We start from the raw sequence: 26,021 nt of genomic DNA on the forward strand, positions 1-26,021 counted from the left end.
TAATCATTGCAGTTTCTCTCTCAGGCGCTGAAAATAGCGCCTGTTTTTATTTCAGGCTAATGGGGTTAATGTGGCGCAGGCGGAAGTGTTGAATCTGGAAATGGGCGCTAAACAGGTTTTGCAAGAAACCTTTGGCTACCAACAGTTTCGCCCTGGTCAGGAAGAAATCATTGATACCGTGCTCTCTGGTCGCGACTGCCTGGTCGTTATGCCGACCGGCGGCGGTAAATCCCTGTGCTATCAAATTCCCGCATTATTGCTAAACGGACTCACCGTTGTTGTTTCTCCGCTGATTTCCTTGATGAAGGATCAGGTCGATCAACTGCTGGCCAACGGCGTGGCGGCGGCGTGCCTTAACTCTACTCAAAGTCGTGAGCAGCAGCTTGAGGTGATGGCAGGCTGTCGTACAGGACAGATTCGCTTACTGTACATTGCGCCCGAACGCCTGATGCTGGATAACTTCCTTGAGCATCTGGCGCACTGGAATCCGGTGCTGCTGGCGGTTGATGAAGCGCACTGTATTTCGCAGTGGGGGCATGATTTCCGCCCCGAATACGCGGCGCTGGGCCAGTTGCGCCAACGTTTCCCAACCCTGCCGTTTGTGGCGCTGACCGCGACCGCGGATGAGACAACCCGGCTGGACATTGTGCGTCTGCTGGGACTCAACGACCCGTTAATTCAGATCAGCAGCTTTGACCGCCCGAACATTCGCTACATGTTGATGGAGAAGTTTAAGCCGCTCGATCAACTGATGCGCTACGTGCAAGAGCAGCGCGGTAAGTCTGGCATTATCTACTGTAACAGTCGCGCTAAAGTCGAGGACACCGCCGCGCGTCTGCAAAGCCGTGGCATCAGCGCCGGGGCTTATCATGCCGGGTTGGAAAATGCCGTACGCGCCGAGGTGCAGGAGAAATTCCAGCGCGACGACCTGCAAATCGTGGTGGCGACCGTGGCGTTCGGTATGGGGATCAACAAACCTAACGTACGCTTCGTGGTGCATTTCGACATTCCGCGCAATATCGAATCCTATTACCAGGAAACCGGCCGCGCCGGGCGTGATGGTCTACCGGCGGAAGCGATGCTGTTTTACGATCCGGCTGATATGGCATGGCTACGCCGTTGCCTCGAAGAGAAACCCGCTGGGCAACTGCTGGATATCGAACGGCATAAGCTCAATGCGATGGGGGCGTTTGCCGAGGCACAAACCTGTCGTCGCCTGGTGCTGCTGAATTATTTTGGCGAAGGGCGTCAGGAGCCGTGTGGTAACTGCGACATCTGCCTCGATCCGCCAAAGCAGTACGACGGACTCATGGATGCGCGTAAAGCGCTGTCGACGATCTACCGTGTTAACCAACGTTTTGGTATGGGCTATGTCGTCGAGGTTCTGCGTGGCGCGAATAACCAGCGTATTCGCGAGCTGGCTCATGACAAACTGCCGGTCTATGGCATTGGTCGCGAGCAAAGCCACGAACACTGGGTGAGCGTTATTCGCCAGCTTATTCACCTGGGCCTGGTGACGCAGAATATTGCTCATCACTCCGCGTTACAGTTAACCGAAGCCGCGCGTCCGGTGCTGCGCGGTGAAGTTCCACTACAGCTTGCGGTACCGCGTATTGTGGCGCTGAAACCGCGCGCGATGCAGAAATCCTTCGGCGGCAACTATGACCGCAAACTGTTCGCCAAATTGCGTAAGCTGCGTAAAGCCATTGCCGATGAAGAGAACATCCCGCCGTACGTGGTGTTCAACGACGCTACGTTGATTGAAATGGCCGAACAAATGCCGGTTTCACCGAGTGAAATGCTGAGCGTCAACGGCGTGGGAATGCGTAAACTTGAGCGTTTCGGTAAAGAGTTTATGGCGCTTATTCGCGCACATGTTGATGGTGACGACGAAGAGTAGTCAGCCGGGCAAAAAAGTGCCAGGATGGTGACTCACTGAACTATTCCCCCGCGAGTCATTTTTATGTTAACGCTATTTTTCACCGTTGCGTTGGTGCACATCGTTGCGCTGATGAGTCCCGGTCCCGATTTTTTCTTTGTCTCTCAAACGGCCGTGAGCCGTTCGCGCAAAGAAGCGATGATGGGCGTGCTGGGTATTACCTGTGGCGTCATGGTCTGGGCAGGCGTGGCGCTGCTCGGCCTGCATCTGATTATCGAAAAAATGGCCTGGCTGCACACCATTATTATGGTCGGTGGGGGTCTGTATCTGTGCTGGATGGGCTACCAGATGCTGCGCGGCGCGTTTGAAAAACAGGATGTTGCAGCTCCCACTCCGCAGGTGGAGCTGGCGCAGAGCGGACGCAGCTTCTTGAAAGGTCTGCTGACCAATCTGGCGAACCCTAAAGCCATTATCTATTTTGGCTCCGTCTTCTCGTTATTTGTTGGCGACAACGTCGGAACGGGTGCGCGTTGGGGGATTTTTGCCCTGATTATTGTGGAAACGCTGGCGTGGTTTACCGTGGTTGCCAGCCTGTTTGCGCTGCCGAAGATGCGTCGTGGCTATCAGCGCCTGGCGAAGTGGATTGACGGTTTTGCCGGGGCGCTGTTCGCGGGTTTCGGCATCCACCTGATTATTTCGCGCTAAGTTTGTTACCCGCCTGGGAGTCCCAGGCGGAGTACGGTTTATTGCGCAAGCTTCTGTAATTCATCCTTCGAAAGGCCGGTCATTTCTATAATCGCATCGGTATCAAGATCTCGCTTGAGCATTGCTTTTGCTACATCAGTGAGGGCAATGCGTTTGCCCTCTTCACGGCCTATCTGCTTTAGTTGATCCGCCATTGTCATCAGTTTGTCTCCATGCTGCGGCACACGCTGTGCCAGCTTATACAGTAATGTCTGAACATCTTGTGTATTCCCTGCTTGCACCATGTAGTTTACCAGCACGGTTATTTGTTGTCCGCTCATCTTCTCCAGCATAAACAGGCGGGTAAGTTTATCCAGCAGCTGTGCCATGTCGCGCTGGCGAATATGCTTTTGCACTAATGTCAGCGCCGCCATACTGCGATGCTGCATGATTTCATCATCTGGAATAACCGTCACATCCACCAACGGAAACGGTGTGCTGTAAAGTTGAAGGGCGGTTCCCGAATCCTCAAAGTGATCCAGCCAGTTCATTGAGCCTTGCCATGGGCTTTGCTTGCCATGGTAAAAGAGCACTGGAATCACCAGCGGTAGAGTGTCGTTTCCAGCCTCAAGATGACGTTGCATCGCGGCGATAGCGTAGCGCATCAGGCGAAATGACATATGCTTGTCAGGTGAGCTTTGATGCTCAATAAGCACATGTACATAGCCTTGTCCGCTGGTGGTTTCCAGTGAGTAGAGAATATCGCTGAAATAGGGGCGCAGATCGTCCTCCACAAAACTGCCTGATTCCAGACGGAGCGTTTCCAGTTTGCAGATTTTGATTAACGAGGGAGGAAGATGAAGTTCGATAAAGTCCCGCGCGGTTTCCACGCGGGAGAGGAAGGTCTTAAATACTGCGTCATGGGGTGTCGTTGCTTCCGCCATCGTCCATCATCCGTGAGAAGTGAGAGTGGCGGCATTCTTACACTGGTATTCAACACCTAACAGCGCAGAATAAAAGACTTTTCCTCCTTTGCGGCTAAGTGCGGAAAGTCATATTCAGACGTTCATACTGTTAGCATTTCTTTGCGAGTGCCGTTCCATTGGCTAGGCATGCCTTGCCGATGCCAGCAGAGCGCCTATCAGCATAAATAGCGAGCCAAACACTTTGTTGAGCGCCTTCATTTGCTTTGGTCCTTTAATCCAGCCTGCAATGCGCGTGGCCAGCGTCGCGTAACCGATCATCACAATGATATCGACCACGATGGTCGTAACGCCAAGCACCACGTACTGCATCAGTTGCGGTTCCTGCGGCAGGATAAACTGCGGGAACAGGGCGGCAAGAAAAACAATGCTTTTGGGGTTGGTCAGATTCACAAAGACCGCGCGTTTGAACAGGCGGCTGCGTGATTGTGTATTCGCCATGGTGTTCAGATCGATAGCGCCCGCAGCCCGCCATTGTTGAATACCCAGCCAAATCAGATAGGCCGCTCCCGCCCACTTCAGCACCTCAAATGCGATCACCGAACGTGAAAATAGCGTTCCCAGCCCCACGCCTACCAAAACGATATGAATGCCCAGCCCGGTCTGTAAACCCGCAATCGACGCGCTGGCACCGCGATAACCATGGCTGATGGCGGTGGTCATAGTGTTGATTGCGCCAGAGCCTGGAGACAAGCTCAAAATAATAGAGGTCAGCAGGTAGGCGAACCACCATTCAAAGGTCATGAGAAACTCCCGGATTGTCTATTTTTATGCCACAATACGCTACTGCCGTTAGGTTGTATCAGCGACGGCGAAAAAAACGATTTTACTTGGTCAGCGAGGCTGGATACCCGATGTTTCAGCAGCAAAAGGACTGGGAAACAAGAGAAAACGCGTTTGCTGCTTTTTCCATGGGGCCACTGACAGATTTCTGGCGTCAGCGGGAAGAAGCGGAATTTACGGGTGTGGATGATATCCCCGTACATTTTGTGCGTTTTCATGCAGAAAAAAACGATCGCGTCATCGTCGTCTGTCCTGGACGCATTGAAAGCTATGTGAAATACGCTGAACTGGCGTATGACCTGTTTCATTCTGGTTTTGACGTGCTCATTATCGATCACCGTGGTCAGGGGCGTTCCGGGCGAATGCTTTCGGATCCACATCGCGGTCATGTCGATAACTTTAATGACTATGTCGACGATTTAACCGCCTTCTGGCAGCAGGAGGTGCTACCCGGCCCGTGGAGAAAACGCTATATCCTGGCGCATTCAATGGGCGGGGCGATTGCCACGTTATTCCTGCAGCGCCACCCGAATCAGTGTGATGCCATCGCGCTTTGTGCACCGATGTTTGGTATTGTGATGCGCTTTCCCGACTGGATGGTGCGCCACATTCTGGACTGGGCTGAAGGGCATCCGCGGATCCGCGAAGGCTATGCGATGGGAACCGGGCGCTGGCGGGCGCTGCCGTTCGGTATGAATGCGTTAACCCATAGTCGACAGCGCTATCGGCGCAATCTACGCTTCTATGCTGATGAGCCGCGGTTGCGCGTTGGCGGTCCCACCTATCACTGGGTACGCGAAGGGATTCTGGCTGGTGAACAGGTTTTGGCTGGCGCTGGGGATGATGCGACGCCGACGCTGCTGATTCAGGCTGAAGAAGAACGTGTAGTGGATAACCGCATGCACGATCGTTTTTGTGAACTCCGCGCCGCAGCGGGCCATCCTGTAGAAGGAGGTCAGCCGCTTGTTATCAAAGGCGCGTACCATGAGATCCTTTTTGAAAAGGACGCCATGCGCTCAGTCGCGCTTAACGCTATTGTCGAATTTTTCGACAAACATAACTCATCCAGCGGAACCCGCTTTGCCTAGAGGTTTAATTTTCTTATGTATCAGGTTGTTGCGTCTGATTTAGACGGTACGCTGCTTTCCCCCGACCATACTCTGTCCCCCTATGCCAAAGAGACGCTGAAGTTATTGACCGCTCGCGGCGTTAACTTCGTGTTTGCGACTGGCCGTCATCATGTTGATGTGGGGCAAATTCGCGATAACCTCGGCATTAAAACCTACATGATCACGTCCAACGGCGCGCGGGTGCATGATTCTGACGGGAATCTGGTTTTTTCCCATAACCTGGATCGCGACATTGCCAGCGACCTGTTTGGCGTAGTGAATGCAAATCCGGACATCGTGACCAACGTTTATCGCGATGATGAATGGTTTATGAATCGCCATCGTCCGGACGAAATGCGATTCTTCAAAGAAGCAGTGTTTAACTATTCCCTGTTTGAACCTGCATTACTGGAGCCTGAAGGCGTCAGCAAAGTGTTCTTCACCACCGACTCTCACGAAAGACTGCTACCGCTGGAGCAGGCGATTAACGCCCGCTGGGGCGATCGCGTCAACGTCAGCTTCTCTACGCTTACCTGTCTGGAAGTCATGGCGGGCGGCGTGTCGAAAGGTCATGCGCTGGAAGCGGTAGCGAAAGCGATGGGCTACAGCCTGAAAGACTGCATCGCTTTTGGCGATGGGATGAACGATGCGGAAATGCTCTCCATGGCGGGCAAAGGCTGCATCATGGGCAATGCCCACCAGCGCCTGAAGGATCTGCATCCGGAGCTGGAAGTCATCGGACTCAACGCCGACGATGCCGTGCCGCACTACCTGCGCGATCTCTTTTTAAAGTAATTGTTCTTTAGTTGACCAGTTGTCAACTAAGCTCTCCGCTACAATGGATGTTCCCTGTTCTAAGAGACATCCATTGTGGCGCTACTCATCATTACCACTATTTTGTGGGCCTTTTCCTTCAGCCTGTTTGGCGAGTACCTTGCTGGTCATGTCGATAGCTATTTTGCGGTGCTGGTGCGCGTTGGACTCGCGGCGCTGGTGTTCCTGCCGTTTTTACGAACCCGTGGGCACAGCGTAAAAACGATCGCGCTATATATGCTGGTGGGGGCCATGCAGCTTGGCATTATGTATATGCTGAGTTTTCACGCCTACCTGTATCTGACGGTTTCAGAGCTGTTGCTTTTCACCGTGCTGACGCCGCTCTACATCACGCTGATTTATGACCTGATGAGCGGGCGCCGTTTGCGTTGGAGCTACGCTTTCAGTGCGTTACTGGCGGTGATTGGCGCGGGGATTATTCGTTACGATCAGGTAACCAGCCACTTCTGGACTGGCCTGCTGCTGGTGCAGCTTTCCAACATTAGTTTTGCCATCGGTATGGTGGGCTACAAGCGTCTGATGGAAACCCGCCCAATGCCACAGCATAACGCTTTTGCCTGGTTTTATATGGGGGCCTTTATGGTGGCTGTCGTGGCCTGGTTCATGCTGGGCAATGCGCAGAAAATGCCTACCACTACGCTACAGTGGGGTATCCTGGTCTTTCTTGGCGTGGCAGCGTCCGGCATTGGTTACTTTATGTGGAACTACGGCGCGACCCAGGTGGATGCCGGTACGCTGGGCATCATGAACAATATGCATGTGCCGGCCGGGCTGTTGGTCAACCTGGCTATCTGGCATCAACAGCCTCACTGGCCAAGCTTCATCATTGGCGCGGCTGTGATAGTGGCCTCTCTGTGGGTACATCGAAAGTGGGTCGTTCCGCACTCCGCACAAACGGCAGATGATCGCAGGCGTGATTCCGCGCTGAGCGAATAAACGCTTCTGTGACCGGCTGTCGCTGCTCGCCATCACGCACGGCGGCGTACAGTCGGCTCCACAATCCATCACCCAGGGTTTTAGTCACTACTAAACCCTGGCGTTCAAAACTCTCCACCACCCAGTGCGGTAACGCCGCGATACCCATTCTGGCTGCAACCATCTGAATCAGCAGCAGGGTGTTATCCACGCTCTTCAGCGACGGACTCACGCCCGCAGGCTGTAAGAAATGTCGCCAGACATCCAGTCGACTCCGTTGCACCGGGTAAATGAGCAGCGTCTCGCTGGCCAAATCTTCCGGCGTGATTTGCGTTTTGCTGGCCAACGGATGGTCAGGCGCCAGTACCAGGCGGACTTCAAAATCAAACATCGGCGAGTAGTGCAATCCGCTGCGCGGCAGAATGTCGGAGGTTAACACCAGATCCAGCTCATCCTGCTGTAGCGCTGGTTGCGGATCGAACGTCACGCCGGATTTAAAGTCCATCTCCACCTGTGGCCAGTTGGCACGAAAATTCTCCAGCGCGGGCGTCAGCCATTGAATACAACTGTGACATTCAATTGCGATTCGCAGCCGGGTTTGCTGCGGTTCGTTGCAAGCCTGCAGCGCACGACCAATTTGCGGCAACACCTGATTGGCTAACTGCAGCAGGATTTCTCCCTGCGGCGTAAAGCGCAGAGGCTGGCTTTTACGGATAAAAAGTCGAAAGCCAAGGCGCTGCTCCAGATCGCTGAACTGGTGAGAAAGAGCGGATTGGGTCTGATGCAACGTCGCCGCGGCGGCTGCCAGCGAACCGCTATTCCGCAACGCCTGGAGCGTTTTCAGGTGTTTAATCTCGATCATGAAAGTCCTTCACTTCGGCATGAACAAATTGCGCTTGAGGAATATACAGTAACCGCCAATTATGGATGTGTAAACATCTGGACGGCTAAAATCCTTCGTCTTTTAAATTTATGGTGCGTTGGCTTAGTTTCCCCACCCCAGTCACTTACTTCAGTAAGCTCCTGGGGATGAGTAAACTTGCCGCCTTCCCTAAATTCAAAATCCATAGGATTTACATATAATTAGAGGAAGAAAAATGACAATATTGAATCACACCCTCGGTTTCCCTCGCGTTGGCCTGCGTCGCGAGTTGAAGAAAGCGCAAGAAAGTTACTGGGCGGGAAATTCTTCCCGTGAAGATTTGCTGACCGTTGGCCGCGAGCTGCGTGCCCGCCACTGGGATCAGCAGAAGCAGGCGGGTGTTGACCTGCTGCCGGTAGGTGATTTTGCCTGGTACGATCACGTGCTGACTACCAGCCTGCTGCTCGGCAACGTTCCGGCTCGTCATCAGAATAAAGACGGCTCGGTCGATATCGATACCTTATTCCGTATTGGCCGTGGCCGCGCACCGACCGGTGAGCCAGCGGCGGCGGCAGAAATGACCAAATGGTTTAATACCAACTATCACTACATGGTGCCAGAGTTCACCAAAGGTCAGCAGTTCAAACTGACCTGGACGCAACTGCTGGATGAAGTAGACGAAGCGCTGGCGCTCGGGCACAAGGTGAAACCTGTGCTGCTGGGGCCGGTAACTTACCTGTGGCTGGGGAAAGTGAAGGGCGAACAGTTTGACCGCCTGAGTCTGTTGAACGACATTCTGCCGGTTTACCAGCAGGTGCTGGCGGAGCTGGCAAAACGGGGTATTGAGTGGGTGCAGATTGACGAACCTGCTCTGGTGCTGGAATTACCGCAAGCGTGGCTGGACGCTTTCAAACCAGCTTATGATGCCCTGCAGGGCCAGGTGAAGCTGCTACTGACCACCTACTTCGAAGGCGTAACGCCAAACCTGGATACCATTACCGCGCTGCCGGTGCAGGGACTGCACGTCGACTTCGTGCACGGTAAAGATGATGTCGCCGAGCTGCACAAACGTCTGCCTGCCGACTGGCTGCTGTCAGCGGGCCTGGTGAACGGGCGCAACGTCTGGCGCGCCGATCTCAGCGAAAAATACGCGCAAATTAAAGATATCGTCGGGAAACGTGACCTGTGGGTGGCTTCTTCCTGCTCCCTGCTGCACAGCCCCATTGATCTCAGCGTGGAAACCCGCCTTGATGCAGAGGTGAAGAGCTGGTTTGCCTTCGCCCTGCAAAAATGCGGCGAGCTGGCGCTGCTGCGTGATGCGTTGAACAGCGGTGATACGGCGGCAATTGTCGAATGGAGCGCACCGATTCAGGCTCGTCGTCACTCTACTCGTGTCCACAACGCCGCAGTGGAAAAACGTCTGGCGGCAATCACCGCCCAGGACAGCCAGCGCGCCAACGCTTACCCGGTTCGCGCCGAGGCGCAACGTGCCCGCTTTAATCTGCCGGCATGGCCGACCACGACTATCGGCTCATTCCCGCAAACCACCGAAATTCGCGGTCTGCGTCTGGACTTCAAAAAGGGCAACCTGGATGCCGGTAACTACCGCACCGGTATTGCGGAACATATCAAACAGGCGATCGCCGAACAGGAGCGTCTGGGGCTCGACGTGCTGGTACACGGTGAAGCCGAACGTAACGACATGGTGGAATACTTTGGTGAGCATCTGGACGGGTTCGTCTTTACCCAGAACGGTTGGGTGCAGAGCTATGGCTCCCGTTGCGTGAAGCCACCGGTAGTCATTGGCGACGTCAGCCGCCCGGAAGCGATCACCGTGGAGTGGGCGAAGTATGCCCAGTCACTGACCGACAAACCGGTAAAAGGTATGCTGACCGGTCCGGTGACCATTCTTTGCTGGTCATTCCCGCGTGAAGACGTGACGCGTGAAACCATCGCGAAGCAGATTGCGCTGGCGTTGCGTGATGAAGTTGCGGATCTGGAAGCAGCGGGGATCGGCATTATCCAGATTGATGAGCCGGCACTGCGTGAAGGTTTACCGCTGCGTCGCAGCGACTGGGCGGCGTATCTGGAGTGGGGCGTGGAAGCCTTTCGCATTAACGCGGCAGTGGCGAAGGATGAAACCCAGATCCACACCCACATGTGTTACTGCGAGTTCAACGACATCATGGACTCCATTGCGGCGCTGGACGCGGACGTGATCACTATTGAGACTTCACGTTCTGATATGGAGCTGCTGGAGTCGTTCGAAGAGTTCGACTATCCGAACGAAATCGGGCCGGGCGTCTACGACATTCACTCGCCGAACGTCCCGAGCGTGGAGTGGATTGAAGCTCTGCTGAAGAAAGCCGAGCAGCGTATTCCGGCTGAGCGTCTGTGGGTGAACCCGGACTGCGGCCTGAAAACGCGCGGCTGGCCGGAAACCCGTGCCGCGCTGGCAAACATGGTTAAAGCGGCGCAGAATCTGCGTCAGGCGTAAAAACAAAACGGAGGCTGATGCCTCCGTTTTGTTTATTGGTTTGCCTGGCGGGAATTATTTCTTCCCACCGTATTGCGCGAACCACTCCAGCATTCTCTGCCAGCCGTCTTTCGCGGACTCTTCGTGATAGCTCGGGCGATAATCGGCGTTGAAGGCATGTCCGGCATCGGGATAGACCACGATTTCCGCTTTCGCATTGGCGGCGCGTAGCGCCTGACGCATTGTTTCAACGGTATCTTGCGGAATGCTGGTATCCTGGCCGCCATAAAGTCCCAAAACGGGGGCGTTAAGATCGGTTGCGATATCAACGGGATGTTTCGGCGAGTTGAGGGTTTTATCACCCACCAGTTTGCCATACCACGCCACCGCCGCTTTTAACTGCGGATTATGTGCGGCATACAGCCAGGTGATGCGTCCACCCCAGCAAAATCCGGTGATCATCAGTTGGTGCGCATCTCCCCCGTTGCGGGAGGCCCAACTGGCGACGTGGTCCAGATCGGCCAGTACCTGAGAGTCAGGCACTTTGGCGACAAGGCCGCTGAGCAACGTGGGGATATCGGCAAAGTCATTGGGATCGCCTTCGCGAAAATAGAGTTCTGGTGCGATAGCCAGATACCCTTCCAGAGCCAGACGGCGGCAAACGTCACGAATGTGCTCATGAATACCAAAAATCTCCTGCACGACAATGACCACGGGAAGCAGTCCATCGGTTTGTTTTGGTCGTGCGTGATACGCTGGCATATCTTCGCCTTGTGAAGGTATGGACGTTACACCGGCGATAATTTCGTTATCCGGAGTGTGAACCGTGGTAGACGTCGGTGGAGATACAGCAGGTGCAAAGCCAGATTGTCGTGTTGTCATGGTATTCTCCGTACCCTTAAATATTCAGCCAAAAAGCGCATTGTTAACTATAGACACATGCAACGAACCACATTGCCTTAAACGGGCTATCTTTTGTGCAGGGCTTCCTTACATCGCATCATTTATGTGATATGAATCACTATTTGATGGTAATTGAATGCAATTGATTTACATCAGAGTGATGACTGTCACGAAAATATGTTCATGCCTTCGGTAAAGTGTGTTTTTGCTTCTTCTGACAAAACCGATTCACAGAGGAGTTTTTATGTCTAAGTCTGATGTTTTTCATCTCGGCCTCACTAAGAGCGACTTACAAGGGGCTACGCTTGCTATCGTCCCTGGCGACCCGGAGCGTGTGGAAAAGATCGCCGCGCTGATGGATAAGCCGGTTAAGCTGGCATCTCATCGCGAGTTCACTACCTGGCGTGCTGAGCTGGATGGTAAAGCCGTGATCGTTTGCTCTACCGGTATCGGCGGCCCGTCAACCTCTATTGCCGTTGAAGAACTGGCACAACTGGGCATTCGTACCTTCCTGCGTATCGGTACGACTGGCGCTATCCAGCCGCATATCAATGTAGGTGATGTCCTGGTCACCACGGCGTCTGTCCGTCTGGACGGCGCAAGCCTGCACTTCGCGCCAATGGAGTTCCCGGCCGTTGCGGACTTCGAGTGCACCACCGCGCTGGTGGAAGCGGCGAAATCTATCGGCGCCACTACCCACGTGGGCGTTACCGCATCTTCTGACACCTTCTACCCGGGCCAGGAACGTTACGACACCTTCTCTGGTCGCGTCGTGAGCCGTTTCAAAGGCTCGATGGAAGAGTGGCAGTCTATGGGCGTTATGAACTACGAAATGGAATCTGCCACGCTACTGACCATGTGCGCAAGCCAGGGTCTGCGTGCCGGTATGGTCGCAGGTGTTATCGTGAACCGTACTCAGCAAGAGATCCCTAATGCGGAAACGATGAAACAAACAGAAAGCCATGCGGTAAAAATCGTGGTGGAAGCTGCGCGTCGTTTACTGTAATTCTCCCGCCTATTCAAAAAGGCCGACGCGTTCGGCCTTTTTATTTTGCGTAGTACCTCGCAGGAAATTCCTTTTAAACTGGACGTTTATACAGCACAATTCTATTTTGTGCGGGTAAGTCGTTGCTGTAAGGGGGCATTGTGGATATTTCAATTATGATGAGTGCCGTGCTGGCGTTAGCCGCAGGGCTGCTGGTTGGGTGGCTGGCAACAAAAGCGCACGCCGACAGGATCCGTGCCGATCTCATCGAAGAACGACGTGAACTGGATATCGCGCTAAGTGCCGCCCGGCAACAACTCTCACAGGAAGCCCACTGGCGTGATGAGTGCGAACTGCTTAATAACGAATTGCGCAGCCTGCACAGTATCAACACCTCTCTGGAAGCTGATCTCCGTGAAGTCACCACCCGGCTGGAAGCAACGCAACAGCATGCGGAAGATAAGATTCGTCAGATGATCAACAGCGAACAGCGCCTGAGCGAGCAGTTTGAAAATCTGGCGAACCGTATATTCGAGCACAGCAATCGCCGCGTCGATGAGCAAAATCGCCAAAGCCTGAACAGCCTGCTGGCACCGCTTCGCGAACAATTGGACGGATTTCGACGCCAGGTTCAGGACAGCTTTGGTAAAGAGGCACAGGAACGTCATACTCTGGCGCACGAAATTCGTAATCTCCAGCAGCTGAACGCGCAGATGGCACAGGAAGCGGTAAACCTGACGCGGGCATTAAAAGGTGATAACAAAACGCAGGGGAACTGGGGCGAGGTGGTACTCACGCGGGTGCTTGAGGCTTCCGGTCTGCGCGAAGGCTATGAATACGAAACCCAGGTCAGCATCGAAAACGACGCCCGTTCGCGGATGCAGCCAGATGTTATTGTCCGGTTACCGCAGGGCAAAGATGTGGTGATTGATGCGAAAATGACGCTGGTCGCCTATGAACGCTATTTTAACGCTGAAGATGAATTCACCCGCGAGAGCGCGTTGCAGGAGCACATCGCCTCGGTGCGCAACCACATTCGTCTGCTGGGCCGCAAAGACTATCAGCAGCTTCCGGGGCTGCGTACGCTTGACTATGTGCTGATGTTTATCCCCGTTGAACCCGCTTTTTTGCTGGCGCTCGACAGACAGCCCGAACTGATTACCGAAGCGCTTAGAAATAACATTATGCTGGTGAGTCCTACCACGCTGTTGGTGGCATTGCGCACGATTGCCAACCTGTGGCGCTACGAGCATCAGAGTCGTAATGCGCAACAAATTGCCGATCGGGCCAGCAAACTTTATGACAAGATGCGGTTGTTTGTGGATGATATGTCGGCAATAGGTCAAAGCCTGGACAAAGCCCAGGATAATTACCGACAGGCGATGAAAAAACTCTCTTCCGGTCGTGGAAACGTCCTGTCGCAGGCAGAAGCGTTTCGCAGTTTAGGTGTAGAAATTAAGCGCGAGATTAATCCTGAGCTGGCTGAACAAGCCACTACGCAGGATGAAGAGTACCGTTTGCGCTCGGTCCCTGAGACGCAACAAGATGCGTCTTACCCTGATGGTGAAGCGGTAAATCAGCAATCAAACTAGTCCATTTGGGGTAGTTGAACCCGGCAGAAGGGTAGGGCAAATTGGCCCAATCTGTTACACTTCTCGAACATTTTTTGAATGAGCAGGCACTGAGATGGTGGATAATTCACAAGAAACGACGCACTTTGGCTTTCAGACCGTCGCTAAAGAGCAGAAAGCTGACATGGTGGCCCACGTTTTTCATTCTGTGGCCTCTAAATATGACGTTATGAATGACTTAATGTCATTCGGCATTCATCGTTTGTGGAAGCGCTTCACCATTGACTGCAGTGGCGTGCGTCGCGGGCAAACCGTTCTCGATTTAGCAGGCGGTACCGGCGATCTGACGGCGAAATTCTCTCGCATGGTAGGCGAAACCGGCAAAGTTGTGCTGGCGGATATCAATGACTCAATGCTCAAAATGGGTCGCGAAAAGCTGCGCAATATTGGTGTGGTGGGTAACGTTGAGTACGTTCAGGCGAATGCGGAAGCACTACCTTTCCCTGACAACACGTTTGACTGCATCACCATCTCTTTCGGTCTGCGCAACGTTACGGATAAAGACAAAGCATTACGCTCCATGTACCGCGTATTGAAGCCGGGCGGACGTCTACTGGTGCTGGAATTCTCCAAGCCGATTATCGAACCGTTGAGCAAAGCCTACGACGCGTACTCTTTCCATGTTCTGCCGCGTATAGGTTCAATGGTAGCAAGCGATGCGGACAGCTACCGCTATCTGGCGGAATCCATCCGCATGCATCCCGATCAGGACACCTTAAAAGCAATGATGCAAGATGCCGGGTTCGAAAGCGTTGATTACTACAACCTGACAGCAGGTGTCGTTGCGCTGCATCGTGGTTACAAGTTCTGACAGGAGAGTGGGGATGCCTTTAAAACCCTTAGTGACCGCAGGCGTTGAAAATCTGCTCAACACCTTTCTGTACCGCTCTCCTGCGCTCAAGTCAGCCAGAACGCGTTTACAGGGCAAAGTGCTACGTGTTGATCTCAAAGGATTTTCAACATCGTTAGTCCTGGTGTTTAGTGAGCGCCAGGTCGATGTGCTGGGGGCGTGGGAAGGCGAAGCCGATTGCACCGTAATCACATATGCCAGTGTGTTACCGAAATTGCGTGACAGACAGCAACTCACCACGCTTATCCGCAGCGGTGAACTGGAAGTCCAGGGTGATATCCAGGTAGTACAGAACTTTGTTGTGCTGGCCGATCTGGCGGAGTTGGATCCTGCAGAACTGTTAGCACCCTATACCGGCGATGTCGTCGCGGAAGGGGTCAGCAAAGTCTTGCGTGGTGGAGCGAAGTTCCTGTGCCATAACTTTCAGCGCCAGCAGCGCTATGTCGCCGAAGCGATCACCGAAGAGTGGCGCATGGCTCCTGGCCCACTAGAGGTTGCATGGTTTGCTGAAGAAACGGCAGCCGTTGAGCGCGCGGTTGAATCTCTGGCCAAACGGCTGGAAAAACTGGAGGCCAAATGACGCCAGGTGAAGTACGGCGCCTTTATTTCATCATTCGCACTTTTTTAAGCTACGGTCTTGATGAACTCATCCCCAAAATGCGAATCACGCTGCCGCTTAGGTTGTGGCGATACTCGTTGTTCTGGATGCCCAACCGACATAAAGACAAACCGCTGGGAGAAAGGCTGAGACTGGCTTTACAGGAACTCGGCCCGGTGTGGATCAAGTTTGGGCAGATGCTCTCCACCCGTCGTGACCTTTTCCCTCCGCACATCGCCGATCAGCTTGCGCTATTGCAGGATCGTGTTGCCCCGTTTGATGGGCTTAGAGCGAAAAAACAAATCGAAGAGGCCATGGGCGGGCTGCCCGTCGAGGAATGGTTTGATGATTTTGAAATCACGCCGCTGGCATCTGCGTCTGTTGCTCAGGTTCATACTGCGCGATTGAAATCGAATGGCAAAGAGGTGGTGATCAAAGTTATTCGCCCGGACATACTGCCGGTCATCAAAGCGGATTTAAAACTGATCTACCGCCTGGCTCGTTGGGTTCCTCGTCTGCTGCCAGATGGACGTCGCCTGCGACCAACAGAAGTCGTCCGTGAATATGAAAAAACGTTGATTGATGAGCTAAATCTGCTGCGCGAATCGGCGAATGCCATTCAGCTACGACGTAATTTTGAAGATAGCCCGATGCTGTACATCCCGGAAGTGTATTCCGACTATTGCAGTCAGAACATGATGGTGATGGAGCGCATTTACGGTATCCCGGTTTCAGATGTCACCACGCTTGAGAAGAACGGCACCAATATGAAGTTGCTGGCCGAGCGTGGTGTTCAGGTCTTCTTTACTCAGGTTTTCCGCGACAGCTTTTTCCATGCGGACATGCACCCCGGGAACATTTTCGTCAGTTATGAGCACCCTGAAAACCCTAAATACATTGGTATTGATTGTGGGATTGTGGGCTCTTTAAACAAAGAAGATAAGCGTTACCTGGCTGAAAACTTCATTGCGTTCTTTAACCGCGATTACCGCAAAGTTGCTGAACTGCACGTGGATTCTGGTTGGGTTCCACCGGATACCAACGTAGAAGAGTTTGAATTTGCTATTCGTACCGTGTGCGAGCCGATTTTTGAAAAACCGCTGGCGGAGATTTCCTTTGGTCATGTGCTGTTGAATTTGTTCAACACTGCGCGCCGCTTCAATATGGAAGTCCAGCCTCAACTGGTATTGCTACAGAAGACGCTGCTGTACGTTGAGGGTGTCGGACGACAGCTCTACCCGCAGTTAGATTTGTGGAAAACGGCTAAGCCATTCCTCGAATCCTGGATTAAAGATCAGGTCGGTATTCCGGCGCTCGTTAGGGCATTTAAAGAAAAAGCACCGTTCTGGGTCGAAAAAATGCCAGAAATACCTGAACTGGTGTATGACAGTTTGCGCCAGGGCAAATATTTACAGCACAGTGTTGATAAGATTGCCCGCGAGCTTCACGCGAATCATGTACGCCAGGGACAATCCCGTTATTTATTGGGCATTGGCGCAACATTGTTGCTAAGTGGAACATTCCTGCTGGTAAGCCGCCCTGAGTGGGGGCTTATGCCGGGCTGGTTGATGGTAGGCGGTGTTTTAGCCTGGTTAATCGGCTGGCGCAAAATGCGCTGAATTTTTCATCGCCCAAGGCAGGCCGTGTAACGTATACTACGGCCTTATTAATTCATCATCTATGACAGAGGAACATGTATGGGTGGTATCAGTATTTGGCAGTTGTTGATCATTGCCGTCATCGTTGTACTGCTATTTGGCACCAAGAAACTCGGCTCCATCGGTTCCGATCTTGGTGCATCGATTAAAGGCTTCAAAAAAGCGATGGGTGATGATGAGTCTAAGCAAGATAAAACCAGCCAGGACGCTGATTTTACAGCTAAATCTATCACCGATAAGCAGGGCGAAGTGAAAAAGGAAGACGCCAAAAGCCAAGATAAAGAGCAGGTATAATCCGTGTTTGATATCGGTTTTAGCGAACTGTTATTGGTGTTCGTGATCGGCCTCATTGTTCTGGGGCCGCAACGATTACCCGTAGCGGTAAAAACGGTTGCTGGCTGGGTTCGCGCTTTGCGTTCCCTTGCAACTACTGTTCAGAATGAACTGACCCAGGAGCTTAAGCTTCAGGAGTTTCAGGACAGCCTGAAGAAAGTAGAGAAAGCGAGCCTGACAAATCTAACCCCGGAGCTGAAAGCGTCAATGGATGAGCTGCGTGAAGCGGCGGAATCGATGAAGCGTTCTTACAGCGTGCACGATCCTGAGAAAGCGAGCGATGAAGCGCACACTATCCATAATCCGGTGGTGAAAGAAGGTGAAGCGCAGCGAGAAGGGGTCACCCCTGCCGCCGCTGAAAATCAGGCCAGTTCGCCGGAGCAAAAACCGGAATCCACGGGTGCTAAAACGCCAGAGCCGACGGAAAACACTTCCGCTACGTTGATGGATGCAGAAAAGAAAGCTGCCGCACCTGTTGTCGAATCCTCACCCTCGTCGAGTGATAAACCGTAAACATGTCTGTAGAAGATACCCAACCGCTCATCACGCATCTTATTGAGCTGCGTAAGCGACTCCTGAACTGCATTATTGCGGTAATCGTGATCTTTCTGGCGTTGGTTTATTTTGCCAACGACATTTACCATATGGTTGCGGCACCGCTGATTAAACAGATGCCGCAGGGCGCAACGATGATCGCCACCGATGTGGCTTCGCCGTTCTTTACGCCAATCAAGTTGACCTTCATGGTGTCGCTGATCCTGTCAGCGCCAGTGATCCTCTACCAGGTATGGGCATTCATTGCGCCTGCTTTGTACAAACATGAACGTCGCCTGGTTGTGCCGCTGCTGGTCTCCAGTTCGTTGCTGTTCTACATCGGCATGGCATTCGCCTATTTTGTTGTCTTCCCGTTGGCGTTTGGTTTTCTGGCCAACACGGCTCCGCAAGGCGTACAGGTATCAACGGACATTGCCAGCTATCTCAGTTTCGTCATGGCTCTGTTTATGGCTTTCGGGGTCTCTTTTGAGGTCCCTGTCGCCATTGTGCTGCTATGCTGGATGGGCATTACGACGCCAGACGATTTACGCAAGAAGCGTCCTTACGTTGTGGTAGGGGCATTTGTCGTCGGGATGTTACTGACCCCGCCAGATGTCTTCTCGCAAACGTTGTTGGCGATACCGATGTACTGCCTGTTTGAAGTGGGCGTTTTCTTCTCTCGTTTCTATGTCGGCAAGCGACGTACGAGAGATGAGGACAACGAGGCTGAAGAAGCAAAAGAAGCCGAAGCCACCGAGAAAACAGAAGAGTAAATTCAACCGCCCGTCAGGGCGGTTGTCATATGGGAGGTAGCATGTTTGACATTGGCGTTAATTTAACCAGTTCACAATTTGCAAAAGACAGGGATGATGTTGTGGCGCGCGCCTTTGCTGCGGGCGTAAACGGTATGCTTCTGACCGGAACAAACCTGCACGAAAGCCAGCAGGCGCTAAAGTTGGCACAGCATTATCCGCATTGCTGGTCCACGGCTGGCGTGCACCCGCATGACAGCAGCCAATGGCAATCCTCAACGGAAGAAGAGATTATCGCGCTGGCAAACCAGTCTGAGGTGGTCGCTATTGGCGAGTGCGGTCTGGATTTCAATCGCAATTTCTCCACGCCGCAGGAGCAGGAACGTGCTTTTGAGGCGCAGCTGCGCATTGCTGCTGAACTGCAGATGCCGATTTTCATGCATTGTCGGGATGCCCATGAGCGTTTTCTGACGTTGCTGGAGCCGTGGCTGGATAGCCTCCCAGGCGCGGTGCTGCACTGTTTTACCGGAACGCGGCAGGAGATGCAGGATTGCGTGGACCGGGGACTCTATATCGGTATCACCGGCTGGGTCTGTGATGAGCGCCGGGGGATGGAACTGCGGGAACTGCTGCCGTTTATTCCGGTGGAAAGGCTGCTGATTGAAACCGATGCGCCTTACCTACTCCCTCGCGACTTAACGCCTAAACCGACGTCACGGCGCAATGAACCGGCGCACCTGCCACATATTCTTGAGCGTATTGCCCACTGGCGCGGGGAAGATCCTCAATGGCTGTCAGCAACCATTGATGCTAACGTCCGAACACTGTTCGAAGTGACCTTCTAAACGGCTTAAATTTTTCGAAAGCCGGTATTTTTCACGCTCTGCTTAACCTCTTTATTCAACAGGTTAAGCAGTAGCATGGAACGTGCTTCGCCATCCGGTTCGGTGAAGATCGCTTTTAGCCCCTCAAACGCCCCTTCAGTAATAATCACGCTGTCCCCTGGCTGAGGAGTTTGCGGGTCAACAATTCCTTCAGGCTTGTAGATAGAAAGCTGGTGAATAACGGGAGAAGGAACTGTCGCAGGCGTCGCGCCAAAACGGACGAAATGGCTGACACCACGCGTGGCATTGATAGTGGTGGTGTGGATCACTTCCGGATCGAACTCGACAAACATGTAATTAGGGAATAGTGGTTCACTGACTGTAGTACGTTTACCGCGCACTATTTTTTCCAGGGTGATCATAGGCGTCAGGCAGTTCACCGCCTGCCTTTCCAGGTGTTCCTGGGCTCGCTGAAGTTGCCCACGTTTGCAGTACAGTAAATACCAGGATTGCATAATAACTCTTATCCGCTTGTTCTGAGCGCCAGCATAGCAAAAGCCATGCGTTAAGTTAATTATACCCGCCTCAACGCAGGCTGAAACCCAATGGGTATATACTCCCAGGGCTTATATGTATCGCCAGAGTTCACGCTAATTTAACAAAAATACAGCATCACAATGATGAACGCCGTATAATGAAGCGCTTACGAAGAGGCCACAATGGACGCCATGAAATATCACGATTTACGCGACTTCCTGACGCTGCTTGAACAGCAGGGCGAACTCAAACGCATTTCGCTTGAGGTGGATCCCCACCTGGAAATTACTGAAATTGCCGATCGCACTCTGCGTGCCGGTGGGCCTGCGTTACTGTTTGAGAATCCGAAAGGCTATTCAATGCCGGTGCTGTGTAACCTGTTTGGCACACCAAAGCGTGTTGCGATGGGAATGGGACAAGAAGATGTCTCGGCGCTACGAGAAGTCGGTAAACTGTTGGCGTTTTTGAAAGAGCCAGAGCCACCGAAAGGATTCCGCGATCTGTTTGATAAGCTGCCGCAGTTTAAGCAGGTGTTGAACATGCCGACTAAGCGGTTGCGCGGTGCGCCTTGTCAGCAAAAAATCTACTCCGGCGATGACGTTGATTTAAACCGCATTCCGATTATGACCTGCTGGCCGGAAGATGCCGCGCCGCTGATTACCTGGGGACTCACCGTCACGCGTGGTCCGCATAAAGAGCGGCAGAATCTGGGCATCTATCGCCAGCAGCTGATTGGTAAAAACAAGCTTATTATGCGCTGGTTGTCCCATCGCGGCGGCGCGCTTGATTATCAGGAATGGTGCGCGGCGCATCCTGGTGAACGTTTCCCGGTTTCAGTGGCGTTGGGGGCCGATCCTGCGACTATTCTGGGGGCTGTGACACCCGTTCCTGATACATTATCCGAGTACGCATTTGCCGGGCTGTTGCGCGGTACCAAGACCGAAGTGGTCAAATGTATTTCCAACGACCTGGAAGTGCCTGCCAGCGCAGAAATCGTACTGGAAGGGTACATCGAACCGGGCGAGCTGGCTCCAGAAGGGCCCTATGGCGATCATACCGGCTACTACAACGAAGTAGATAATTTCCCGGTCTTTACCGTCACCCACATTACCCAGCGTGAAGATGCTATTTATCACTCTACCTATACCGGACGTCCGCCTGATGAGCCAGCAGTGCTCGGCGTGGCGCTGAACGAAGTATTCGTTCCTATTCTGCAAAAGCAGTTCCCGGAAATCGTCGATTTTTACCTGCCTCCGGAAGGCTGTTCATATCGTCTGGCCGTGGTGACGATGAAAAAACAGTACGCAGGCCATGCCAAACGCGTCATGATGGGTGTTTGGTCTTTTTTGCGCCAGTTCATGTACACCAAATTTGTTATTGTCTGCGATGATGACGTTAACGCGCGCGACTGGAATGATGTAATTTGGGCTATTACTACCCGTATGGACCCCGCCCGGGATACGGTACTGGTAGAGAATACGCCAATTGATTACCTGGACTTTGCCTCGCCGGTTTCCGGCCTTGGTTCAAAAATGGGGCTGGATGCCACAAATAAATGGCCGGGCGAAACCCAACGCGAATGGGGACGTCCGATTAAAAAAGATCCTGAAGTGACTGCGCGTATTGACGCAATTTGGGATGAACTGGCCATCTTTAATGACGGCAAAAGCGCCTGAGGCGCGATCGTTTTGCCTATTGATCCGACAGAGAGAGCGCATGACAACCTTAAGCTGTAAAGTGACCTCGGTAGAAGCTATAACTGACACCGTATATCGCGTTCGTTTAGTGCCAGACGCGGCGTTTTCCTTTCGTGCTGGCCAGTATTTAATGGTCGTGATGGACGAAAGGGATAAGCGTCCGTTCTCCATGGCATCAACGCCGGACGAGCAAGGATTCATTGAGCTGCACGTTGGCGCCTCTGAGCTAAATCTTTACGCCATGGCCGTGATGGACCGTATTCTGAAAGACCGGGAAATCAAGGTCGATATTCCGCATGGCGAAGCCTGGCTGCGTGATGAAGACGAGCGCCCGCTGATCCTGATTGCCGGAGGTACAGGGTTCTCTTACGTGCGTTCTATTCTGCTTACCGCGCTGGCACGCAATCCCAACCGCGATATCACTATTTACTGGGGCGGGCGCGAAGAGAAGCATCTCTACGATCTCTCAGAGCTGGAAGCATTGTCGGTGAATCACCCGAACCTGCGTGTTGAGCCGGTGGTAGAGCAGCCTGAAGACGGCTGGCGTGGTCGTACGGGAACCGTGTTAACGGCAGTATTGCAGGATTACGGTACTCTGGCGGAACACGATATCTACATTGCCGGTCGTTTTGAGATGGCAAAAATCGCGCGCGACCTGTTCTGTAATGAGCGTCAGGCACGTGAAGATCGCCTGTTTGGCGACGCGTTCGCGTTCATTTAAGCGCTGTGCGCCGGAGTCCTTCCGGCGCATCCATCACCAACCTTACTTCTTCTAACAGGGTGCAAGCCCGGTCTCACTGCTCCTCTTTTCAGAACATTTTTAGTAAACATGTTTTTCCTATCTATTAACCATAAAACTGATTTTTTGTGATTGGTCTCATTTTGTTTAGTAAACAAAATGGGCAAGCTGTATCGCATCACATTGCTGGACATCAACGAGGGAAAACCATGAGGCTCGGACTGGATATCGGCGGGACTAAAATTGAAGCGGTGGTGATTGATAACGCGGGTGAAATTGTTTACCGCGAGCGATGTGCGACACCAAAGCAGAGTTACGGTGATTTTTTCCAGGCCGTGACGGAGATGATTTCTAAGGCCAGACTGGCCGTTAATCAGTCTTTATCGGTTGGTGTTGGAGTGCCTGGCGCGGTGGATAGCGAAGGTTTGATTAAGAATTCGAACATCCTAGTGTTGAATCAGCAGGCTTTTGCTCAAGACCTTGAGCGAGCGTTAGGAATACCCGTGCCTGTTACTAATGATGCCAACTGCTTTACCCTGTCGGAAGCGATGGACGGTAGCGGACACGGGCATAGCGTGGTATTTGGTGTGATCCTCGGTACCGGTTGCGGCGGTGGACTATGCATCGATAACCGTTTGATCTCCGGACCTAACGCCTGTGCAGGAGAGTGGGGACATAATGCATTGCCGCGCTACCACGAATCTCGGGATGGGGCTGAAGTGACATGCTATTGCGGACAGGTGAACTGTATTGAGAGCTTTATTTCCGGCAGCGGCCTGGAGCGTCAGTATATGAGTCACACCGCACAACATGCAGATGTGCCACATATTATGCAGCGGGTAGAATCGGGTGATGCAGATGCCTGTTTGTTATGGGAACGCTATTGCGATCAGCTGGCGCGCGCGTTGGCGGGGGTGGTGAATACGCTCGATCCCGATGTTATCGTGCTGGGCGGTGGGGTATCCAATATCACTTTACTGTACTCAGGCTTGCAGGCGCGAGTGGCGCAGTACGTATTTGGTAAACAGTGCCGTACGCCGATCGTTCAGGCCCGACACGGTGACAGCAGCGGCGTACGCGGCGCGGCCTGGCTGGGGGCACAAAAGGCCAGCGTAAATCAATGAGAGTGACATGACGAAACCTGTACGTATCAGGGACATTGCCGAAGCTTGTGGTGTCTCGGTTGGCGCGGTTTCCCGCGCCCTGAAAGGGCAGCCAGGGCTACGTGAAGATACCCGGCTGCGCATTATTTCTGTGGCGCAGCAGCAGGGTTATGATTTTTCTCGCCTGCGCGCAGACAAGATCAAACGCGTCCTGTTTTTGCTGCACCGCCAGCACAATATCAGCCGGGCATTGCCGTTTTATTCTCAACTGCTGCTGGGGATAGAAGATAACTGTCGTGACCATGGTATTGCGCTGAGCTTTCTCTCCATTGGTCCAGGCGATGCAGTGAGTGAGCAGGTGATGCTGCACCAGCCTGATGCGCTGATCTGCGCGGGATTTTTTGAGCCTGAATTACTTGGCTTGCTGCAACAGATGAAACTGCCGTTGGTGCTGGTGGATCTCTGGGCGCCGGACCTGCCTTGCGTGAACCCGGACAATACCCAGGGCGGTTATCTGGCCACGCAACATCTGATTGCGCAAGGGCGCAGCCGTATCGCTTTTCTTGCCAGTTCGCTTGCGCACTACAGCATCCGTCAGCGCGAGAAGGGCTACCGTCAGGCATTGTATGAAGCCCGCTTGCTGATGCCGCCAGAGTATGAAGCCATTGCGCCGCCACTGCTGGATACCGAGCAATCTTTGGTGGAGGCGGTTAATGAATTGCTCAGTCTGCCAGAGCCGCCCGACGCCATTTTTGCCTATAACGACGCGGCAGCGCTGGTTGTTCAACGGGTGTGTACGCAGCAGGGTATACGTATCCCGGAAGATCTTGCGTTGGTGGGGTTTGATGATATTGATGCTGCGGCCTGGTCACATCCACCACTCACCACCATTGCGGTTGATAAACAACAATTGGGGCGTGAAGCGCTGCGTTTATTGCTGGAAGAAAATCAGGAAGATAATCTGCTGTTGCCGGTGCAGTTAGTGGTGCGTGGTAGTTCAGGGAAATAAAAAACCCGCCCCTGACAGGCGGGAAGAACGGCAACTAAACCTTTCCCCGTCATAATTCACTCTGCCTCTTTGTTGGCTGCCTTTGCTCACCCCGGTCGCATAGTTATCTATGCTCCCGGGGATTCGCTCAGTTGCCGCCGCGATGCAGCGCGAATTATTTAGGGGAATTTATCTTTGATTAAACTCGCTCAAATACCGTTGCGATGCCCTGGCCTAACCCGATACACATCGTCGCCAGGCCAAACTGTACGTCTTTGCGTTCCATCAGATTGAGCAGGGTGGTGCTGATACGCGCCCCGGAGCATCCCAGTGGGTGGCCCAGAGCGATCGCGCCGCCGTTGAGGTTGATCTTCTCGTCTATCTGCTCCATCAGTCCCAGATCTTTAATGCACGGCAGGATCTGAGCGGCAAAGGCTTCGTTCATTTCAAACAAGCCGATGTCGCTGGTGGAGAGTCCCGCTTTTTTCAGCGCCAGCTTTGAGGCCGGAACCGGACCGTAACCCATGATGGAAGGGTCGCAGCCGACTACCGCCATCGAACGAATACGGGCACGCGGCGTCAGACCCAGTTCACGGGCGCGACTTTCACTCATGACCAGCATCGCCGCTGCGCCGTCGGAGAGCGCGGAGGAGGTACCGGCAGTGACCGTTCCACTAACCGGATCGAACGCTGGGCGCAGGGTGGAGAGCGCTTCAACGGTTGTCTCCGGGCGGATAACCTCATCGTAGTTAAACTGCTTCAGCACGCCGTCGGCATCATGACCGCCGGTCGGGATGATTTCGTTTTTAAATGCGCCAGACTGTGTTGCAGCCCAGGCGCGAGCATGTGAACGTGCGGCGAAAGCATCCTGCATTTCACGGCTGATGCCGTGCATGCGGGAGAGCATTTCTGCGGTCAGACCCATCATCCCCGCCGCTTTTGCTACGTTGCGGCTCATGCCCGGATGGAAATCAACGCCGTGGCTCATTGGTACATGGCCCATATGCTCCACGCCACCAATCAGGCACGCCTGAGCATCGCCGGTCATGATCATACGTGCCGCGTCGTGCAGCGCCTGCATTGATGAACCGCACAGGCGGTTCACGGTGACCGCCGGAACGGAGTGCGGGATTTCCGCCAGCAGCGCGGCGTTACGGGCGATGTTGAAACCCTGCTCAAGCGTTTGCTGCACACAGCCCCAGTAAATGTCATCCAGCGCGGTTGGATCCAGCGCCGGATTACGCGCCAGCAGGCTACGCATTAAGTGTGCGGAGAGATCTTCTGCACGCACGTTACGAAACGCCCCCCCTTTTGAACGGCCCATCGGGGTACGGATCGCATCAACAATTACAACCTGTTCCATT

The 26,021-nt window shown here is 53.4% G+C and carries 25 protein-coding genes; 19 read left to right on the forward strand and 6 right to left on the reverse strand.

The features are described from left to right. Positions 1-70 precede the first annotated feature (70 nt). Positions 71-1,900 (forward strand): ATP-dependent DNA helicase RecQ, encoded by a 1,830-nt coding sequence (gene recQ, locus OGV89_RS01020; protein ID WP_003844630.1) that lies wholly within the window; start codon positions 71-73, stop codon positions 1,898-1,900. A gap of 63 nt (positions 1,901-1,963) precedes the next feature. After that, positions 1,964-2,584: a threonine export protein RhtC gene (gene rhtC, locus OGV89_RS01025; RefSeq protein ID WP_003844632.1), complete on the forward strand. Its 621-nt coding sequence runs from the start codon at positions 1,964-1,966 to the stop codon at positions 2,582-2,584. 38 nt (positions 2,585-2,622) lie between these two features. On the opposite strand, the gene OGV89_RS01030 is transcribed toward rhtC, so the two are convergent. Beyond that, entirely contained in the window at positions 2,623-3,507 is an 885-nt protein-coding gene (locus OGV89_RS01030; RefSeq protein ID WP_286558023.1) for an Rpn family recombination-promoting nuclease/putative transposase, read from the reverse strand. Between the two features lie 162 nt (positions 3,508-3,669). Then, positions 3,670-4,290 (reverse strand): homoserine/homoserine lactone efflux protein, encoded by a 621-nt coding sequence (gene rhtB, locus OGV89_RS01035; RefSeq protein WP_003828938.1) that lies wholly within the window; start codon positions 4,288-4,290, stop codon positions 3,670-3,672. Positions 4,291-4,400: 110 nt separating this feature from the next. On the opposite strand from rhtB, the gene pldB reads away from it, so the two are divergent. The 3 genes from pldB to OGV89_RS01050 all read left to right on the forward strand — a co-directional run bounded on the left by pldB (position 4,401) and on the right by OGV89_RS01050 (position 7,208). Beyond that, a complete protein-coding gene (pldB, locus tag OGV89_RS01040) occupies positions 4,401-5,417 on the forward strand; it encodes a lysophospholipase L2 (RefSeq protein WP_003017911.1) in 1,017 nt (338 codons plus the stop codon). Positions 5,418-5,432: 15 nt separating this feature from the next. After that, positions 5,433-6,233, forward strand: coding sequence for a sugar/pyridoxal phosphate phosphatase YigL (yigL, locus tag OGV89_RS01045; RefSeq protein WP_003017910.1), 801 nt, complete (start codon positions 5,433-5,435; stop codon positions 6,231-6,233). A 75-nt stretch (positions 6,234-6,308) separates the two neighbouring features. Beyond that, positions 6,309-7,208 (forward strand): carboxylate/amino acid/amine transporter, encoded by a 900-nt coding sequence (locus OGV89_RS01050; protein WP_003844634.1) that lies wholly within the window; start codon positions 6,309-6,311, stop codon positions 7,206-7,208. On the opposite strand, the gene metR is transcribed toward OGV89_RS01050, so the two are convergent. Then, on the reverse strand, positions 7,096-8,049 hold the full coding sequence (metR, locus tag OGV89_RS01055; RefSeq protein ID WP_003844636.1) for an HTH-type transcriptional regulator MetR: 954 nt from the start codon (positions 8,047-8,049) through the stop codon (positions 7,096-7,098). The genes OGV89_RS01050 and metR overlap by 113 nt on opposite strands. 235 nt (positions 8,050-8,284) lie before the next feature. Here metR and metE point away from each other — a divergent pair, with 235 nt between their 5' ends. Next, positions 8,285-10,546, forward strand: a complete 2,262-nt coding sequence (gene metE / locus OGV89_RS01060; RefSeq protein ID WP_044702237.1) for a 5-methyltetrahydropteroyltriglutamate--homocysteine S-methyltransferase — start codon at positions 8,285-8,287, stop codon at positions 10,544-10,546. 54 nt (positions 10,547-10,600) lie between these two features. On the opposite strand, the gene OGV89_RS01065 is transcribed toward metE, so the two are convergent. Continuing rightward, on the reverse strand, positions 10,601-11,407 hold the full coding sequence (locus OGV89_RS01065) for a dienelactone hydrolase family protein (protein WP_032939191.1): 807 nt from the start codon (positions 11,405-11,407) through the stop codon (positions 10,601-10,603). A 265-nt stretch (positions 11,408-11,672) separates the two neighbouring features. Here OGV89_RS01065 and udp point away from each other — a divergent pair, with 265 nt between their 5' ends. The 9 genes from udp to tatD all read left to right on the forward strand — a co-directional run bounded on the left by udp (position 11,673) and on the right by tatD (position 19,614). Continuing rightward, positions 11,673-12,434 carry a uridine phosphorylase gene (udp, locus tag OGV89_RS01070; protein ID WP_003017903.1) on the forward strand — a complete coding sequence of 254 codons (762 nt, stop codon included), beginning with the start codon at positions 11,673-11,675 and terminating at the stop codon, positions 12,432-12,434. 140 nt (positions 12,435-12,574) lie between these two features. Further along, positions 12,575-14,005: a DNA recombination protein RmuC gene (rmuC, locus tag OGV89_RS01075; protein ID WP_003017901.1), complete on the forward strand. Its 1,431-nt coding sequence runs from the start codon at positions 12,575-12,577 to the stop codon at positions 14,003-14,005. A 94-nt stretch (positions 14,006-14,099) separates the two neighbouring features. Then, entirely contained in the window at positions 14,100-14,855 is a 756-nt protein-coding gene (ubiE, locus tag OGV89_RS01080; RefSeq protein WP_003017897.1) for a bifunctional demethylmenaquinone methyltransferase/2-methoxy-6-polyprenyl-1,4-benzoquinol methylase UbiE, read from the forward strand. 13 nt (positions 14,856-14,868) lie between these two features. Further along, positions 14,869-15,474, forward strand: a complete 606-nt coding sequence (gene ubiJ, locus OGV89_RS01085; RefSeq protein ID WP_003844641.1) for a ubiquinone biosynthesis protein UbiJ — start codon at positions 14,869-14,871, stop codon at positions 15,472-15,474. Next, positions 15,471-17,111, forward strand: a complete 1,641-nt coding sequence (gene ubiB, locus OGV89_RS01090; protein WP_003017891.1) for a ubiquinone biosynthesis regulatory protein kinase UbiB — start codon at positions 15,471-15,473, stop codon at positions 17,109-17,111. The genes ubiJ and ubiB overlap by 4 nt, the downstream gene beginning before the upstream one ends. Positions 17,112-17,189: 78 nt before the next feature. Further along, positions 17,190-17,444: a Sec-independent protein translocase subunit TatA gene (gene tatA / locus OGV89_RS01095; RefSeq protein WP_003844644.1), complete on the forward strand. Its 255-nt coding sequence runs from the start codon at positions 17,190-17,192 to the stop codon at positions 17,442-17,444. A 3-nt stretch (positions 17,445-17,447) separates the two neighbouring features. Beyond that, complete coding sequence (gene tatB / locus OGV89_RS01100) at positions 17,448-17,996, forward strand: Sec-independent protein translocase protein TatB (protein WP_003841235.1); 549 nt, start codon at positions 17,448-17,450, stop codon at positions 17,994-17,996. Between the two features lie 2 nt (positions 17,997-17,998). After that, positions 17,999-18,790: a Sec-independent protein translocase subunit TatC gene (tatC, locus tag OGV89_RS01105; RefSeq protein ID WP_003017884.1), complete on the forward strand. Its 792-nt coding sequence runs from the start codon at positions 17,999-18,001 to the stop codon at positions 18,788-18,790. Between the two features lie 41 nt (positions 18,791-18,831). Next, positions 18,832-19,614 (forward strand): 3'-5' ssDNA/RNA exonuclease TatD, encoded by a 783-nt coding sequence (gene tatD / locus OGV89_RS01110; protein WP_003844646.1) that lies wholly within the window; start codon positions 18,832-18,834, stop codon positions 19,612-19,614. A gap of 5 nt (positions 19,615-19,619) precedes the next feature. Here the strand turns inward: tatD and rfaH are convergent, their stop codons facing one another. Continuing rightward, positions 19,620-20,108, reverse strand: a complete 489-nt coding sequence (gene rfaH / locus OGV89_RS01115) for a transcription/translation regulatory transformer protein RfaH (protein WP_003017881.1) — start codon at positions 20,106-20,108, stop codon at positions 19,620-19,622. 204 nt (positions 20,109-20,312) lie between these two features. On the opposite strand from rfaH, the gene ubiD reads away from it, so the two are divergent. The 4 genes from ubiD (at position 20,313) to OGV89_RS01135 (ending at position 24,678) form a co-directional block, all read left to right on the forward strand. Then, positions 20,313-21,806, forward strand: a complete 1,494-nt coding sequence (gene ubiD / locus OGV89_RS01120) for a 4-hydroxy-3-polyprenylbenzoate decarboxylase (protein ID WP_003844649.1) — start codon at positions 20,313-20,315, stop codon at positions 21,804-21,806. Between the two features lie 40 nt (positions 21,807-21,846). Further along, positions 21,847-22,548 carry an NAD(P)H-flavin reductase gene (fre, locus tag OGV89_RS01125; protein ID WP_003017873.1) on the forward strand — a complete coding sequence of 234 codons (702 nt, stop codon included), beginning with the start codon at positions 21,847-21,849 and terminating at the stop codon, positions 22,546-22,548. 227 nt (positions 22,549-22,775) lie between these two features. Further along, the gene (locus OGV89_RS01130) at positions 22,776-23,690 is read left to right on the forward strand and encodes an ROK family protein (protein ID WP_003844652.1); all 915 of its coding nucleotides are present in this window, start codon (positions 22,776-22,778) and stop codon (positions 23,688-23,690) included. A 7-nt stretch (positions 23,691-23,697) separates the two neighbouring features. Next, positions 23,698-24,678, forward strand: a complete 981-nt coding sequence (locus tag OGV89_RS01135; RefSeq protein WP_003844654.1) for a LacI family DNA-binding transcriptional regulator — start codon at positions 23,698-23,700, stop codon at positions 24,676-24,678. A gap of 178 nt (positions 24,679-24,856) precedes the next feature. Here the strand turns inward: OGV89_RS01135 and fadA are convergent, their stop codons facing one another. Next, the gene (fadA, locus tag OGV89_RS01140) at positions 24,857-26,020 is read right to left on the reverse strand and encodes an acetyl-CoA C-acyltransferase FadA (RefSeq protein ID WP_003017858.1); all 1,164 of its coding nucleotides are present in this window, start codon (positions 26,018-26,020) and stop codon (positions 24,857-24,859) included. Position 26,021: the final 1 nt, after the last annotated feature.

This window comes from Citrobacter sp. Cf125, assembly GCF_030333935.1.
Lineage (GTDB): Bacteria > Pseudomonadota > Gammaproteobacteria > Enterobacterales > Enterobacteriaceae > Citrobacter > Citrobacter freundii.